The sequence below is a fragment of the Bacillus sp. DX3.1 genome (genome assembly GCF_030292155.1).
GTDB lineage: Bacteria > Bacillota > Bacilli > Bacillales > Bacillaceae_G > Bacillus_A.
The window spans coordinates 5,114,480-5,130,816 of record NZ_CP128153.1; the positions used below are offsets into that span (position 1 = coordinate 5,114,480).

Sequence of the window (16,337 nt, forward strand, 5' to 3'; positions counted from 1 at the left end):
TTACAATTGAAATTTTCTTTAATCATGGCCACTTGTGGCAGACGTGATGATATTATAGATTTACTAAAATCGTTAGAAAAACAAACATACCAAAATTTCGAGCTCATTGTAGTTGATCAAAATGACAATCCAATTTCTGATCTCTTCGAAGGCTATAAGGAGAAATTTTCTATCAACTACATTTATACACCTATTAAAGGGTTATCTCGTGCACGAAATAAAGGATTAAAAGTAGCTGATGGTGACATTATAACTTTCCCAGATGACGATTGCATTTATGAAACAGACGTATTAGAAAGGATCCTAGAAACGTTTGAAAAAAATGTAGATATTCATTTTATATCAACAAATACTACCAATGTTGAAAAAACAGGGTCATTAATAAATGCACCGAAAACGGATATTATTTTAAATAATAAATACGGATTCATGGGGCCGTCTTTTGCACTATTCTTTACGAAGCAATTTGTACAAGATGTTGGTACGTTTGATGAAGATTTAGGGGTCGGATCAGGCACAATTTACGGAGCTGGTGAAGAAACTGACTTCGTACTTCGTGGTATGAAAAACGGATATACAGGTGTATTTAAGAAAGATCTTTTCGTATATCATCCAGTTAAAGAAGAAATTATTAATGAACAATCATTAAAAAGGGCCATTTCCTATGCTAGTGGTTTCGGAAGAGTCATTCGCTTACATTATGGATTCCCTTACTTTTTACGTGCGACTGCCGCCGCTTCATTCCGTACGATGCAAAACATTTCTAACGATAAACGAAAATTTCACGCAAATCGCTTAAAAGGAATCATTCGAGGATACTTCAAATAAGGTGCAACCGTTCAATGGCGGAACGGTTGCCATTTTTTATTAAACATATAACCACTATTCGAAATTCATGTTTTTTACTTACTTTTTTGTATGTACGTTTTAAAACAATTAATTCTTCCCTTCCATAAATAAAATGGTCTCCTTTAATCCATTACGATAAGGTGTCCTTGGCACTTTACCAATATAGCGCTCATATTTTTCTCCGCTTAATACAACCGGTTCTTCTGTCAAATATAACATTTCTACAAACTCCCTCATCTGTTTATCAAATAAGCCAAGCAATCTTATCATACCTTTTTTTACAGTCATTACCGATTTTGTATATCCAGTTAATTCTCTTATATGTTGAATCATCTCTTCTCCTGTAATCACACCACAACCTGGTATGTTCCAATTCTGTCCATATGCTTCATCACGTAATGCTAATTCAACAATAGCTTTAGCGCCATCTGGTGTAAAAATATATTCTCTTGCAAGCCGCTTATCTCCAACAAAGTTAGCCATCTTATTTGCAAGAACACTTTGTAACGTATGATGAATAAGCGTACTTTCCGCATTTGGACCATAAAAATCTGGGAAATGAGCAATAAGTACTGGTACCTCGTATTGTTTTGCCATCATCTCAAGTTGTAATCGAATTTTCCCCTTTTTTGTATGAGGATGCTTTTCTACTTTTTCTGTTACTTGCTCTTGTCCTTGCCTTCCATACGCATAAATATTATCCACCATCGCTAATTTAATTCCGTAATACTTTGTTGTTTCTAATATATTTTTTAATAGCTTTTGCTGCTGCATTTCCCAATTTGTATACGGAATATTTACAGCATGAAAAATGACATCGACACCTTTGGCCGCTTCCATTACATTCGATTGCTGAAATACATCGCCGGTCATTATTTGTACTTTTTCTTCTCCATAAAATAACTTTTCCAATTTCTTCTTATTCCTTGCAAAAGCAACCACATCAATCCCCCGATTACATAACTCCTTTGTAATTGCATACCCCATTGCTCCAGATGCTCCCATTACTAAAGCCTTTTTCATTATAATTCCCCCTTTAATTAACCGCTGTTCAATTAAGTGTAAAAAGAAAATCACTTACATAAGAAGCGATTTCACAATAAAATCCACATGCGAAGCGGCTAGCGTTTGCACATCTTCAAACGTTTGATCACATCTACAATAATGCGATACAAATCCATGTAATGATAAAAAGACAGACCATATTGTCATGATATTTATATTTCCATGACAAAGAGATGATATGACAGTGGCAAATTTTTCATAACTTACATTTGGTCCATCTGCTAGCCACTCTTTTAATTCATCATCTTTAATAAGAAACATCATTTCATAATGACTTTGATTTCGCAGACCAAATTCAATAAAGCCAAGTAAAACTGCTTTTAGTTGCTCTTCCTGCTGTAGGTCTTGAGCTGTAACTTCATCTAATTTTTGATCTAATAATTGAAAGTCTTGCTCAATCATTGCATAAAAGAGCTCTGCTTTATTTTTAAAATGATAATAGAGCGAACCGTGACTATATCCTAATTCTGTTGCAATCTTACGCATTGAAGTATGCTGATATCCTTGTTTTATAAACAATTCTCTCGCTGCATTCATAATCATTTCTCTTGTTAACTCTTGTTTAACTGCTCTTCTTGGTGACATTTCTCATACCTCACAATTTAATTAACCACCGTTCAATTACATTATATTCCTTTTCCGAAAATAAGCAACCCCATTCTTGAAAAAATATACAATTTGAAAGGATAGCATTATATCCAAGAATTTAGTATCATGATTCAAGATACTATTTCAGCATGGACGGAGGACACTATGAGTTTATTAACAGTAGAAAACCTAGGTCATACATTTGGTGACCGCACATTATTTAAAGATGTATCACTACGTTTATTAGCAGGAGAACATGTTGGATTAGTCGGCGCAAACGGCGTTGGTAAATCAACATTTATGAATATTATTACAGGACAGCTTATTCATGATGACGGACGTGTAGAGTGGACGCCTGGTACACATTACGGATATTTAGATCAACACACCATTTTAACGGCTGGAAGAACCATTCGCGACGTACTAACAGATGCATTCTTACCTTTATTTGAAAAAGAAAAAGAGTTAAATACGATTGCCGAAAAAATGGGAACTGCCACACCAGAAGAATTAGAAGAACTACTTGAGCAAATGGCGAACGTGCAAGATGCACTTGAAGCAGGTGGCTTCTACTTATTAGATATTAAAATTGAAGAAGCGGCACGCGGTCTTGGGATTGATGCAATTGGTTTAGATCGTGATGTTTCTGCATTAAGCGGTGGACAACGTACGAAAGTATTGCTTGCAAAGCTATTACTGGAACAACCAGAAGTACTATTACTAGATGAGCCAACCAACTATTTGGACGTTGAACATATTCAATGGCTAACAAACTATTTAAAAGAATATCCACATGCGTTTCTTTTAATTTCCCATGATACAGAATTCATGAACAAATGTGTCGATGTTATTTTCCATCTAGAATTTTCAAAAATGACGCGTTACACAGCAACATATGAGAAATTTTTAGAGCTAGCAGAAATGAATAAAAATCAACATTTAAACGCCTACCAAAAACAACAAGAATTTATTAAAAAACAAGAAGATTTCATTTCAAAAAACAAAGCGCGTTATTCAACAACAGGACGTGCGAAAAGCCGCCAGAAGCAGCTTGATCGTATGGAACGTATTGATCGCCCAGAAACAGCGATCAAACCAGAATTCTCGTTCAAAGAATCCCGTGCAAGCAGCCGTTTTGTCTTTGAGGGTGAAGATGTAGAAATTGGTTACACACATCCACTACTACCAAAATTAACAATGGCAATTGAGCGCGGTGAAAAAATCGCAATTGTTGGATGTAATGGTGTTGGTAAATCAACATTACTAAAAACAATTCTTGGAAAAATCAAACCATTAGGCGGGAAAACTAGTCTTGGCGATTTCCTGGAGCCAGCATACTTTGAGCAAGAAGTAAAAGCAGATAATTTAACACCAATCGATGATGTGTGGAATACATTCCCACATTTAGATCAGCATCAAGTTCGTGCGATGTTAGCAAGATGTGGTTTAAAAAATGAACATATCTCTCGCCCATTGAGTCAATTAAGTGGTGGAGAACAAGCGAAAGTCCGCTTATGTAAATTGATGGGTGAAGAAAGCAACTGGTTGCTATTTGATGAGCCGACGAATCACCTTGATGTGACAGCGAAAGAAGAGCTAAAGAAGGCTCTTAAAACATATAAAGGAACGATTCTTCTCGTATGTCACGAACCAGACTTTTATGAAGATTGGATAACAAAAGTTTGGAATGTAGAAGAATGGGCACAAGCTAATAACTAATAAAAAAGGTGGATTCACTATGATCCACCTTTTTCTTATTATGAAATTATACGTTTCACGTAATTTTTATATTATAGTATCCAGCTAACCTCAATTGAAAATCTTTCAAATCAGCATATGCCCTTAAGTTTGCTAACATTCCTTGAATCACTGGTATTCTTGGATTTGGCAACCTCATTTCAGCTTCCAAAACATCTAAAGTAACTAACAACTCATCATTTTCTAATTGATCTGCTAGTGTGCGTTTGAACGTAACAATTTCCTGTAAAAAATGCTCTTTGGCTTGCTCTTTAATAATCTCTGAACTACCAAATAATTGGTTCATTTTCTCTTCCTGCAAAACGGGCATGTCCTCAGAATGTACAAGCCCCTCTACAAGATCATCCATTCTCTTTAAAATAAATGTAGAGACGTGAGCCAAGTCTATTTCTATCGCGTGTAAAATAATTAGTTCTAAATATCCTCGGCATATCAACTCTACCATAACCACAAGGTCTAATATATATGGAATAACTTTTTGACCATAAATAGATAATAAGTTATTTCGATAAAAGGCATGCGACTCTAACTTCATTTTCACCATTAAAGCCTCTACTTCTTTATTAAACGGGATTGCATTTTCCCTCGCATATATAATAAGAAATTCCTTATGTTTTTGGACATCATTAAACTGACAATACAATTGTTTTTTAAACTTTTCACGTGGTAGCAAAGATTCTTCATCAATAGCCATCATCTTTTTATGGATTTTTTCATAATAATATCGGAGTGTCGCTAATAACAATTCATCTTTTGATTTGAAATATAAATAAAACGCTCCCTTTGATATTCCACATGCTGTTACGATTTCTTGTACTGAAGTTGCACTCATACCCTTAGTCGCAAATAACTTCATTGCCATTTCGATAATTAAACGTTCTTTTTCTTTCATTTTTTTCTCTCTCTCCTATTTTTTCAAAAACGCTTATACCCGCATTATAAAATTCTATCATAACATTACAAATTTTCTCGTTTTACCATACCATGCTTTTTCATTGACGATTGACCACTCAGTCAGTTATATTATGTATTAGACTGACCAGTTGGTCAATATTTATTATAAAAAGGAGTGCAAACATGAACAAACTCATTAACTTTTCGTTAAAAAATAAGTTCGCAGTTTGGCTATTAACCATTCTTGTTACCATTGCAGGAATTTATTCTGGCCTTAATATGAAGTTAGAAACAATTCCTGATATTACAACACCTGTTGTAACAGTAACAACGGTTTATCCTGGTGCTACACCAGCGGAAGTAGCAGATAAAGTATCTAAACCGATGGAACAACAACTGCAAAATTTGAGTGGAGTCAACGTTGTAAGTTCTTCCTCTTATCAAAATGCTTCTTCTATTCAAGTAGAATATGATTTTGATAAGAATATGGAAAAAGCGGAAACTGAGATTAAAGAAGCACTCGCAAATATGAAATTACCAGAAGGTGTGCAAGATCCAAAAGTTTCTCAAGTAAACTTTAATGCCTTCCCTGTTATTTCATTGAGCATAGCAAGTAAAGATGAATCTTTAGCTACCTTAACTGAAAAAGTGGAAAAAACGATTGTCCCAGGATTAAAAGGACTTGATGGTGTCGCATCTGTTCAAATTTCAGGACAACAAGTAGACGAAGTACAACTTGTCTTTAAACAAGATAAGATGAAAGAATTAGGTTTAAGCGAAGATACAGTTAAAAATATCATTAAAGGTTCTGATGTTTCTGTACCGCTTGGATTGTATACATTTAAAGATACGGAAAAATCAGTTGTCGTAGATGGCAATATTACAACACTCTCAGCATTAAAAGAAATGAAGATTCCTGCTGTTCCTTCAACAGGTGGCCAAGGTAACCCAGGAGCAGGGGCTCAATCACCACAGATGAATCCAGCTGCAGCTGGCGGTATCCCTACTGTTACGTTAGAAGAAATTGCCGATATTAAAGAAGTAGGAAAAGCAGAGTCCATTTCTCGTACAAATGGAAAAGAAGCTATTGGCATTCAAATCGTTAAAGCATCTGATGCTAATACAGTTGATGTTGTAAATGCTGTAAAAGATAAAGTAAAAGACTTTGAAAAGAAATATAAAAACCTAGAAATCATCTCAACATTTGACCAAGGTGCACCAATCGAAAAATCAGTTGAAACAATGCTCAGCAAAGCAATCTTTGGTGCAATCTTCGCCATTGTAATTATTATGTTGTTCTTACGAAACATCCGAACAACATTGATTTCTGTCGTTTCTATACCACTTTCTTTATTAATTGCTGTTTTATTACTAAAGCAGATGGATATTACACTTAATATGATGACACTTGGAGCGATGACCGTTGCCATTGGGCGCGTTGTCGATGATTCAATCGTTGTTATTGAAAATATTTACCGACGCATGTCCTTATCAGGCGAAAAATTAAAAGGTAGAGACTTAATTCGCGAAGCAACAAAAGAGATGTTTGTTCCAATTATGTCTTCAACAATTGTAACAATTGCAGTCTTTTTACCTCTTGGACTTGTAAAAGGTATGATTGGTGAAATGTTCTTACCGTTTGCTTTAACAATTGTCTTTGCCTTATTAGCTTCGTTACTTGTAGCAGTTACAATTGTACCAATGCTAGCACATTCTTTATTCAAAAAGGAAAGTACAAGAGAAAAACATGTACATCATGAAGAAAAACCAAGTAAATTAGCAAATGGATATAAACGCCTGCTTGCATGGGCGCTAAATCATAAAATTATTACATCTAGCATCGCTGTTCTTTTATTAGTAGGTAGCCTTACACTTGTACCAATTATTGGGGTAAGTTTCTTACCATCTGAAGAAGAGAAAATGATTATTGCAACGTACAACCCTGAACCAGGGCAAACATTAGAAGACGTTGAAAAAATAACAACAGAGGCAGAAAAACACTTCCAAGACAAAAAAGATGTAAAAACAATTCAGTTCTCATTAGGTGGAGAAAACCCAATGAGCCCAGGACAAACAAATCAAGCTATGTTCTTCGTTCAGTATGACAATGACACGAAAAACTTTGAAAAAGAGAAAGAACAAGTTGTCAAAGACTTACAAAAAATGACAGGTAAAGGTGAATGGAAAAACCAAGATTTCGGAGCTAGCGGAGGCAGCAACGAAATTAAGCTATACGTATACGGAGATAGCTTAGAAGACATCAAACCTGTCGTAAAAGATATTCAAAATATCATGAAAAAGAATAAAGATTTAAAAGATATCGACTCTAGTATTGCAAAATCCTATGCAGAATACACATTAGTCGCAGATCAAGAAAAACTAAGTAAAATGGGCCTAACGGCTGGCCAAATTGGAATGGGACTTTCTAATCAACATGATCGCCCTGCTCTCACAACAATTAAAAAAGACGGTAAAGATATTAACGTCTATGTAGAAGTAGAAAAACAAAACTATGAAACTGTTGATGATTTAACAAACCGTAAAATTGAAACACCACTTGGCACTGAAGTAGCTGTTAAAGACGTCATGACTGTAAAAGAAGGCGAAACTTCCAACACAGTAACACACCGTGATGGACGTACCTATGCAGAAGTGACTGCTAAATTAACGACAGATGATGTTTCAAAAGCATCAGCTTCCGTCCAAAAAGAAGTAGATAGAATGGACCTTCCTACTGGCGTAGACGTTTCTATGGGCGGTGTCACAGAAGATATTCAAGAATCATTCACACAACTTGGCTTAGCTATGCTAGCTGCGATTGCAATTGTATACTTCGTTCTTGTTGTTACCTTTGGCGGTGCACTAGCACCATTTGCGATTTTATTCTCGCTACCATTTACAATTATCGGGGCTCTCGTTGCACTATTGATTTCTGGTGAAACATTAAGTGTATCAGCAATGATTGGGGCGCTTATGTTAATCGGTATCGTTGTAACGAACGCTATCGTTTTAATTGACCGTGTGCTTCATAAAGAGCGCGAAGGACTCTCTACTCGTGAAGCGCTACTCGAGGCTGGTGCAACTCGCTTACGTCCAATTTTAATGACAGCAATTGCAACGATTGGAGCGCTTATCCCACTTGCACTAGGATTTGAAGGAAGCGGCTTAATTTCAAAAGGACTTGGAGTAACCGTAATTGGTGGATTAACAAGTTCAACATTATTAACGCTTCTTATTGTTCCAATTGTATACGAGGCTTTGAGTAAGTTTAAAAAGAAAAAGAAAACAGTAGAATAAAAAAATGACCTCGCATATAGCGAGGTTATTTTTTATTTCCAAACAAGATTAAAAAATCTCCATATCCTTCTTTCTCTAACTCTTCTCTCGGAATAAACCGAAGCGCCGCTGAATTAATACAGTAGCGTAATCCATTGGGGCCAGGACCATCCGGGAATACATGACCTAAATGAGAATCTCCTTCTTTACTTCTCACTTCTGTACGTGTCATATTGTGGCTGACATCCATTTTCTCTTTTACACTCGCCGACATAATAGGCTTTGTAAAACTCGGCCAACCACATCCACTATCGAATTTATCAAGTGAAGTAAAAAGTGGCTCACCTGAAACGATATCTACATAAATGCCTTCCTGTTGATGATTCCAAAATTCATTTTGAAAAGGAGGCTCTGTTCCATTTTCTTGTGTTACATGAAACTGCATATCTGTTAATCGTTCTTTTAAATGAGCGTTATCTCTTGGCCAATGTTGTTTAATAAAAGCATCACGGCCTGATCCTTGGCGATATAACTCATAGCGGAATGTATTTTTCTTATGATACCCTTGATGATACTCTTCAGCTGGATAAAACGTAGCAGCAGGAAGAATCTTTGTAGCGATTGGCTTTGTAAAGCGTCCACTCTCAACAAGCGCTATTTTTGACGCCTCCGCTTGTTCACGTTGCTCTTCATTATGATAAAAAATTACGGTTTCATAAGATTGCCCACGATCATGAAATTGACCTCCTACATCGGTTGGATCAATCTGTCTCCAATACATACCTAACAGTTTTTCGTATGGCATTTTATTGGCATCAAAGGTAATTTGTACTGCTTCATAGTGCCCTGTTGTTTCTGAACAAACCTCTTTATAAGTCGGGTTCTCTTTATGCCCACCCGTATAACCTGAAACGATCTGTATAATGCCTTCCATCTCTTCAAATGGTGAAACCATACACCAGAAACATCCTCCAGCAAACGTAGCCAGTTCTATCTTTTCAGTTATAGCCATTTTTTCACCCCAATTATTTATTCTCCTTACAGTATGGCATACAAGGATAGAAGTTATAAAAGAAAAAGCATCGATATCCGATGCTTTTTCTCATACTCTCTATTTTTCAGCAGAATTTTTTTCTTTCTCATCACTCGTCACTTCTAATACATCTAGTAAAAATATAAAGATTGGAATACCAATAATTAGTCCCCAGACACCTAAGAAGTGTTCCGAGAAAATTAACACCATAAAGGTATAGAAAATTGGTAGGTTTGTTTTTTGAGACATGAATTTTGGATTTAGTACATAACTTTCAAGTGCATGAATCACAGCAACAATAATTAATATATAGACAACATATGTGATACTGCCAATATTATAAGCAATCATACAAAGCGGGAATAGTGAGATAATCACACCTGCCACTGGAATTAGACCTAGCAAGAAGATCATTAATGCTAAACCAAGCAATTGCGGGAATCCTAAAATCCATAAAGCAATAACAGATAAAACACAATTAACAACTGCAATTAAAAATTGGGCTTCAATTACTTTACCAAAAGAACGAGCAAATTTTCTTCCGAAATATTCAATCTCAGTATAGAAAATTGCTAGCCTGCTCCCTTTAAATTTTGCAGTAAATGCAACAATACGAGATTTCTCTAATAAGAAAAATAAACTTAAAATCATGGAAAGTAAAAATTGCAATCCAACTTTTCCGACATTGGCAATTGATTTATAGATAATATCGACGCCTTGTTCAATATATTTAGAAAGTTCCATATGGTTAATTGTAGAAAGTAAATATTTAATAATTTCATTATCCGGTGGGTTTTTGTAGAATACATTGAACTGATAGATTAATTGTGAAATTTGTACAGTCAATACTGGTAAATATCTATATAATGTAATAGCGATGCCACCCACTAACATCACATATAAAAAGGCAATAATAATTTTTCTATTAATCGGCATAAAGTGATCAAACTTACGAGAAATAAACTTCTGGAATCGATCCATCAAATACGTAAGAATAAACGTAATTAATATTAAATTAAACATACTTCGTAGCCCGTATAACATAAGGGCCAGTAAAAGTAGTACAAGTAATCTCTGAAATCCTTTACTTTGAAACAGGTTTTTCATTTGCATAATCGACGAGTGATCTCTCCTGTCCTATAAATCATGTTACTTTCTATTTTACAATACAATGGCCCTTTTCAGAACGCATTATATAAAGTATTAACGAAGATTTAAAAAAAATCTCATTTTCTCTCATATAAAAGAGGTCTTACCACCACTGTAACACAAAAAGCAAGCTATCAGTAGAAATCTGTTCTACGAATAGCTTGCTTTTTTGTTTTGACAAAGATATGTCATATTATGCTATGAATGGCATGAACATTGGGATGACAACCACGGTTACAACCCCGACAACCGTTACTGCAATGCTTGCCATCGCTGCTTCTACTTCACCCATTTCAATCCCAACTGCAACGCCAAGTGCGTGTCCTGCAGTTCCTAACGCTAACCCTTTCGCAATTGGGTTTTTCACTCTAAATGTTTTTAAGAAGAGAGCGCCAAGTGCATATACGATAACAGCGTTAAAAATAACTGCAAAGGATGTAATAGCTGGAATACCACCAATGCCTTCAGAGATTGGCAACGCAATTGCTGTTGTAGCAGCTTGTGGTAGCATAGAATTCATAACAGATGTATCTAATCCAATCGCTTTTGCGACAATGAACACGACAACCACTGAACAAATGGAACCAACGACGATAGCGGATAAAATTTGCCACCAATATTTTTTCAATTTATCAACCTGTTTATATAATGGAATTGCAAAAGCAATTGTTGCTGGCTCTAAGAAAAAGCTAATCATTTTACCGCCAGTGTTGTACTCTTCAAATGTAAAGTTTCCAACCTTTAAAAAGACAATTCCAAGTACCATTGCTACAAACAGTGGTGTAAATAAGAAGAATCCTTTTGAGTGTTTAAATAAGAATGTTCCGATTCCGTATGCGATTAATGAAACGACGATTCCAAAATAGGGAGTCATTGTGCTTGCCATATTCATTACCTCCTAACCATATGTGGTTCAATCTATTACGCAACTTTTCCGTGCTTGCGTCCTTTATTTACAACATCTAATTGTTTTGTATCTGTAGTTTCTTTTTCATCTTTGCCGAGAATAAATTGTGCAAATAAACCTGTTACCGCTAATAAAATAACAGTTGCAACAACGATTACAGTTATAATTTGTACAAAATATTGGCTCATTACGCCAAGAGAGTTAATAACGGAAATACCAGATGGTACGAAAAGAAATCCGATAATACCAGTTAACGCTGTTCCAAGTGATTCCACTTGTTCTAATTTAATGACCTTTAAGCATAATAGACTAAACAAAATAACTAATCCGATTACTGATGAAGGCATTGGAATTGGTAAGTGTGTTGCAATAATATGAGAAACAAACATAATAGCTGAAAAAACAAATGCTTGTGATAGAAAACTGTATACTTTTTTTGTACTCATTTTTGCCACCTCTTTCGATTTGGTACCTTTATTGTATATGATGAAACCGCTTAAGTAAGCGTTTTCAATACGGAGCGTCAAATACATGGAATCAGTTACAAAAAAAGCGGGTTGAAATACAAAAGCTGCTTCTTAAATACGAAGCAGCTTTTTTAATTCCTTTGCATATGTACGGCTCACCGGCACTTTTGATTCGTCTTTCATAATTAAATTATAGGTGGAATTAAACCAAGGTTGTATTTCAGAAATATGATTGATATTCACAATAAAACTACGGTGGACACGCATAAAGCTTGTTTGTGGCAATTTCTTCTCTAAAATAACCAATGTATCGTGCGTTACATATGTATCATGCATTGTCTTTACAATCACCTTTCCATCTACGAGTCCTGCATAGACAATATCACCTATACTTACTAGCACAATGGATTCTTCTATTGGAAGGGCAAGCTTGTGCATCCCATTTGCTGCATCTGGCGCTTGCACCTCTTGCTTTTTTGCCGTTTCACTTTGCTTTTGTTTCTTATATTTTTTCAGCGTCTGTGCAATTCGTTCTTCATCAAATGGTTTTAAAATATAGTCTAGCGCATCTACCTCAAATGCTTGCAATGCATATTGATCATACGCTGTTGCAAACACAATAGCCGGTGGGTTCTTCATTTTCTTTAATATATTTGCAATTTCAAATCCGTTATCATCCGAAAGCTGAATATCTAAAAAGACAAGATCTGGCTTACTATCCATTAGCTTTTCTAACGCATCTTCTACACAGTCCGCCTCCTCGATTACATCGACTTCTTTCGTTCGCTCTAATAAATATTTCAACTCGTCCCTTGCTAGCATTTCATCATCTACTACTAATACTTTTAACACCACTCTCTTCCTCCTCTATTCTTTGAATCGGAACCGTAAAAGAAATCTCTGTCCCTTTGTCTACTCCACTAGCAATATGAAGCGTTATATCTTTCCCAAACAATCCTATTAACCGTTGATTAATATTATATAAGGCCGTCCCCGTTCCTTTTTTCGACGGTACCACGGCTTTCCCTAATTGCTCTAAACGTTTTTGTTCAATTCCCTGCCCATTATCTTTCACCTTAAAATGAACCATACCCTGATCAGTATAGGCATGAACTTCTACTTGGCATATTGGCTGTTTCTTTGGAAAAGCATGGCGAAGTGCATTTTCTACTAACAATTGCAGTACAAATGGAGGCAACAAAATCGTATTTAAGCCTTCTCCAATATATGTTTTCACCTCATACTTATTTGGAAATCTTGCTTGCTCTAATGATAAATACGCATGTACATGATTCAGCTCTTGCTCAAGTGGAATGAGAAGCTGACGTGCACCTTGTAAATTACAGCGGAAGTATACGCTAAGCTGCAATAAAAGTTTTCTCGCCTTTTCTACATCTGTACGACATAAAGCCGACACCGTATTGATTGCATTAAATAGAAAATGCGGGTTAATTTGTGCTTGTAGCGCTTTTATTTCTGCATCCTGAAGCAACTTACTCTGCAATTCGGCTTCTCCTAATTCAAGCTGCGTAGAAAAGATTTTTGCTAATCCTTCTGCTAGTTCTTCTTCCACACGACTTAATCGGTTTGAATTTTCAAAATACAGCTTTAATGTCCCAATCGTATTCCCATGTGATGTTAACGGAATTACAATAGCAGCTTGCAATGGGCACCCTTCATGCTGGCAATTAATCTCCTGCCGTGATTTCGCTTTCATAATTTTTCCGGTCTTTAACACTTCCTTTGACAACCCCGTAATTAAGCTATGGGAAGGAATATGGTGATCAGATGCTAAACCAACATGTGCTAATATTTTTTCTGTATCTGTTAAAGATACCGCATCTGTTCCCGTAAAGCGATGGATAATCTGTGCCACATGCTTACAAGACTCTTCTGTTAACCCACGGCGGAAATAAGGAAGTGTTTTATCAGCAATACGTAACACTTTATGTGTTTGTAATGCTTTTGCATTTTCCTCTTGGCGCAAAATGGCTTGTACCATAGAAAGTAAAATAAAACTACCAAAACTGTTTACAAGAATCATTGGAATCGCAATCGTTTTTACAATATTCCAGCCATCCTCGACAATACAAAGAATCATCACCATTTCTAAAGATACAATCAGGACACTTAAAACCGCCGAAAACTTAGGTGTTATCACACGGTTATATTTTTGATAAATAAGACCAATATAGCCAGTAATAATTCCAGCTAAAATAGAAGAAATTGCACAACTAAGGGCTGTCGTTCCTCCCAGCATATAGCGGTGAATTCCAGCGATAAATCCAACTCCCACTCCGACAACTGGTCCACCAAGTAAACCACTGATCCCAACACCCATAATACGCGTATTTGCAATTGTACTAGATGAAGAAACGCCTTGCAGCCAGTTTTCGTTCATAATCGTATTCCCTGCAATTTCAATCCCTGTATAATTGCTTACAATTGTAAATAACGAAAAAATACAAATGAGCATAAGATTATCTTTATATCCACTTTGTTTATGAAGAAGGCGTCTGAATATTTTAATATGCGAAAGTAAAAAACCTAAAATAACAATTAAACCAACACGTTCAATCATCATTAGCAATAAATCGAGCATCTTGCATTCATCCTTTATTTGTTTAGTTAGTTTTATTATCGGAAAATAATGGAGTAAGAGTCAAGAAAGAAACTACCACGAAGAATATTATATAAAAATAGGATGTTTTCTTTCCCTTCCTTTTCTGTATAAATACAAATTAAAAAACCGACATAAGCCCCTTCTTTTTAGGTGGGAGAGAGCATACGACCATGCATAGAAGCGGTCAGATCCTTTTCCTGCCCTATGCCAAGTGAAAACAAAGAGAGAAAACGAGTGTAGGTCACCTTTTGTTATCCATAGCCGCGGCTATATATCAAAAAATCAAAATGGATTTATATACTCATGAAATGGAACCAAATAAAAAAGCATTGAAATCCTCGATTTCAATGCTTTTTTAACAAATTACTTATGAAAGAAATTCGGTGTAAGAATTTCATTCGGATAAGGTTTATGATACATATGCGTCGTAGCTGGAGATAACGGTGGGATTAACCAGACCCAATTTCCTGTTACAACACGTCCACAAGCTGCTTCTTGCTTCTCAAACTGTTGAAATTGCTGGGCTGCCGTATGATGATCAACAATACTTACCCCTTGTTTTTTGAATGAATGTAATACAGCTACATTCAATTCGACTAACGCCTTATCTTTCCACAATGTACTGTTTCGAGAAGTATCTAAATTCATGATTTCTGCAACAGCGGGAAGCAAATTATAGCGATCATGGTCAGCTAAGTTACGAGCACCAATCTCCGTTCCCATATACCAGCCGTTAAAAGGAGCAGCTGTATACGAAATACCTCCAATTTCTAAGCGCATATCTGAAATCATTGGTACACCATACCATTTTACCCCTAATGATGAAAATGGGTATTCTGGATGTTCAATCTCGATCTCTTTTACATCTTCTTTAGGAACTGGCATGCATACAGGCTCGCTTCCATCAATAGAAAATACGAGCGGCAATACATCAAAATGTGTTCCTTCACCATTCCAACCGAGCTCTTTACAAAACGTTGTAAACGAAATTGAATTAGAATCACCAATGACCCCCGCCGCTGTTTCGTACCCCGCATAGCGAATCAACTGATGATTATAAATTCGAATGTTATTTTTTTCCCCACTATGCTGCTTAAAAATGGTAATAGTCGGTTTAATCTTTCCATCATTTGTTGCATAGCGAATATGATGAAGTAACGCGTTATATACATCTTCTGTATCGTTTACTTCACGGGCATCTAATATGTGCATTTTGTTCCAAAAAAGACGACCTATACAACGATTACTATTGCGCCATGCCATACGAGCACCATGAACAAGTTCCTCAAACGTATGCTCATACGTTCCTGTCTCCAATATTTCCGCTTCTATTTGAGCTAAGCGTTCTTCTATTTCAAGAGCTTTACCAAGCTCTTGATAGCAACTTGTAATAAACTTTGTTGCTTCCTCTATTAATTGTTTCATCGTAATCATAGAAAATTCCCTTCTACTTCATAAAGGCATTGTTACCTTTCAGTATAGCAAAAAGAGAGATGGTAACAAACAAAATGAAGTTATTTTACTTTCTTCTACAACCAACAAAATATAAGGTTTCTTCAGAAAATTAATATCATTATCCGTTTTATTGTTGTGTTGACTTATATAAATACAAATTAAAAAACCGACGTAAACCCCTTCTTTTTAGGCGGGAGAGAGCATCCGGCCATGCATAGGAGCGGTCAGATTCTTTTCCTGCCCCATGCGAAGTGAAAACAAAGGGAGAAAACG

General features: G+C 35.9%; 13 protein-coding genes. 3 read left to right on the top strand and 10 right to left on the bottom strand.

Annotated features, from left to right (window positions below; genetic code table 11):
- Nucleotides 1-6: 6 nt before the first annotated feature.
- Nucleotides 7-828 carry a glycosyltransferase family 2 protein gene (locus tag QRE67_RS25615; RefSeq protein ID WP_286122958.1) on the top strand — a complete coding sequence of 274 codons (822 nt, stop codon included), beginning with the start codon at nucleotides 7-9 and terminating at the stop codon, nucleotides 826-828.
- A 108-nt stretch (nucleotides 829-936) separates the two neighbouring features.
- Here QRE67_RS25615 and QRE67_RS25620 read toward each other — a convergent pair whose 3' ends face one another.
- Together QRE67_RS25620 and QRE67_RS25625 are read right to left on the bottom strand one after the other, a co-directional pair.
- The gene (locus tag QRE67_RS25620; protein ID WP_286122959.1) at nucleotides 937-1,872 is read right to left on the bottom strand and encodes an SDR family NAD(P)-dependent oxidoreductase; all 936 of its coding nucleotides are present in this window, start codon (nucleotides 1,870-1,872) and stop codon (nucleotides 937-939) included.
- A 54-nt stretch (nucleotides 1,873-1,926) separates the two neighbouring features.
- Nucleotides 1,927-2,499, bottom strand: coding sequence for a TetR/AcrR family transcriptional regulator (locus tag QRE67_RS25625; protein ID WP_286122960.1), 573 nt, complete (start codon nucleotides 2,497-2,499; stop codon nucleotides 1,927-1,929).
- A gap of 111 nt (nucleotides 2,500-2,610) precedes the next feature.
- Here QRE67_RS25625 and QRE67_RS25630 point away from each other — a divergent pair, with 111 nt between their 5' ends.
- Complete coding sequence (locus tag QRE67_RS25630; RefSeq protein ID WP_286125379.1) at nucleotides 2,611-4,221, top strand: ABC-F family ATP-binding cassette domain-containing protein; 1,611 nt, start codon at nucleotides 2,611-2,613, stop codon at nucleotides 4,219-4,221.
- A 55-nt stretch (nucleotides 4,222-4,276) separates the two neighbouring features.
- Here QRE67_RS25630 and QRE67_RS25635 read toward each other — a convergent pair whose 3' ends face one another.
- Nucleotides 4,277-5,152, bottom strand: coding sequence for a TetR/AcrR family transcriptional regulator (locus QRE67_RS25635; RefSeq protein WP_286122961.1), 876 nt, complete (start codon nucleotides 5,150-5,152; stop codon nucleotides 4,277-4,279).
- Between the two features lie 185 nt (nucleotides 5,153-5,337).
- On the opposite strand from QRE67_RS25635, the gene QRE67_RS25640 reads away from it, so the two are divergent.
- Nucleotides 5,338-8,451: an efflux RND transporter permease subunit gene (locus QRE67_RS25640; protein ID WP_286122962.1), complete on the top strand. Its 3,114-nt coding sequence runs from the start codon at nucleotides 5,338-5,340 to the stop codon at nucleotides 8,449-8,451.
- A 25-nt stretch (nucleotides 8,452-8,476) separates the two neighbouring features.
- On the opposite strand, the gene msrB is transcribed toward QRE67_RS25640, so the two are convergent.
- The 7 genes from msrB to QRE67_RS25675 form a co-directional block, all read right to left on the bottom strand.
- Nucleotides 8,477-9,442 (bottom strand): peptide-methionine (R)-S-oxide reductase MsrB, encoded by a 966-nt coding sequence (gene msrB / locus QRE67_RS25645; protein WP_286122963.1) that lies wholly within the window; start codon nucleotides 9,440-9,442, stop codon nucleotides 8,477-8,479.
- A 99-nt stretch (nucleotides 9,443-9,541) separates the two neighbouring features.
- Nucleotides 9,542-10,576, bottom strand: a complete 1,035-nt coding sequence (locus QRE67_RS25650) for an AI-2E family transporter (RefSeq protein WP_286122964.1) — start codon at nucleotides 10,574-10,576, stop codon at nucleotides 9,542-9,544.
- 229 nt (nucleotides 10,577-10,805) lie between these two features.
- Nucleotides 10,806-11,498: an antiholin-like protein LrgB gene (lrgB, locus tag QRE67_RS25655; RefSeq protein ID WP_286122965.1), complete on the bottom strand. Its 693-nt coding sequence runs from the start codon at nucleotides 11,496-11,498 to the stop codon at nucleotides 10,806-10,808.
- A 35-nt stretch (nucleotides 11,499-11,533) separates the two neighbouring features.
- A complete protein-coding gene (gene lrgA / locus QRE67_RS25660; RefSeq protein ID WP_286122966.1) occupies nucleotides 11,534-11,965 on the bottom strand; it encodes an antiholin-like murein hydrolase modulator LrgA in 432 nt (143 codons plus the stop codon).
- Between the two features lie 132 nt (nucleotides 11,966-12,097).
- Nucleotides 12,098-12,838 carry a LytR/AlgR family response regulator transcription factor gene (locus QRE67_RS25665; protein WP_286122967.1) on the bottom strand — a complete coding sequence of 247 codons (741 nt, stop codon included), beginning with the start codon at nucleotides 12,836-12,838 and terminating at the stop codon, nucleotides 12,098-12,100.
- A complete protein-coding gene (locus tag QRE67_RS25670; RefSeq protein ID WP_286122968.1) occupies nucleotides 12,813-14,588 on the bottom strand; it encodes a sensor histidine kinase in 1,776 nt (591 codons plus the stop codon). Before QRE67_RS25670 ends, QRE67_RS25665 begins: the two co-directional genes overlap by 26 nt.
- Nucleotides 14,589-14,972: 384 nt before the next feature.
- Nucleotides 14,973-16,043 carry a nitric oxide synthase oxygenase gene (locus QRE67_RS25675; RefSeq protein ID WP_286122969.1) on the bottom strand — a complete coding sequence of 357 codons (1,071 nt, stop codon included), beginning with the start codon at nucleotides 16,041-16,043 and terminating at the stop codon, nucleotides 14,973-14,975.
- Nucleotides 16,044-16,337: the final 294 nt, after the last annotated feature.

Excerpts from the sequence above, each read along its gene's own strand:
- QRE67_RS25620 (WP_286122959.1), bottom strand. The coding sequence starts at position 1,872 with ATGAAAAAGGCTTTAGTAATGGGAGCATCTGGAGCAATGGGGTATGCA.
- QRE67_RS25625 (WP_286122960.1), bottom strand. The coding sequence starts at position 2,499 with ATGTCACCAAGAAGAGCAGTTAAACAAGAGTTAACAAGAGAAATGATT.
- QRE67_RS25635 (WP_286122961.1), bottom strand. The coding sequence starts at position 5,152 with ATGAAAGAAAAAGAACGTTTAATTATCGAAATGGCAATGAAGTTATTT.
- QRE67_RS25640 (WP_286122962.1), top strand. The coding sequence starts at position 5,338 with ATGAACAAACTCATTAACTTTTCGTTAAAAAATAAGTTCGCAGTTTGG.
- msrB (WP_286122963.1), bottom strand. The coding sequence starts at position 9,442 with ATGGCTATAACTGAAAAGATAGAACTGGCTACGTTTGCTGGAGGATGT.
- QRE67_RS25650 (WP_286122964.1), bottom strand. The coding sequence starts at position 10,576 with ATGCAAATGAAAAACCTGTTTCAAAGTAAAGGATTTCAGAGATTACTT.
- lrgB (WP_286122965.1), bottom strand. The coding sequence starts at position 11,498 with ATGGCAAGCACAATGACTCCCTATTTTGGAATCGTCGTTTCATTAATC.
- lrgA (WP_286122966.1), bottom strand. The coding sequence starts at position 11,965 with ATGAGTACAAAAAAAGTATACAGTTTTCTATCACAAGCATTTGTTTTT.
- QRE67_RS25670 (WP_286122968.1), bottom strand. The coding sequence starts at position 14,588 with ATGCTCGATTTATTGCTAATGATGATTGAACGTGTTGGTTTAATTGTT.
- QRE67_RS25675 (WP_286122969.1), bottom strand. The coding sequence starts at position 16,043 with ATGATTACGATGAAACAATTAATAGAGGAAGCAACAAAGTTTATTACA.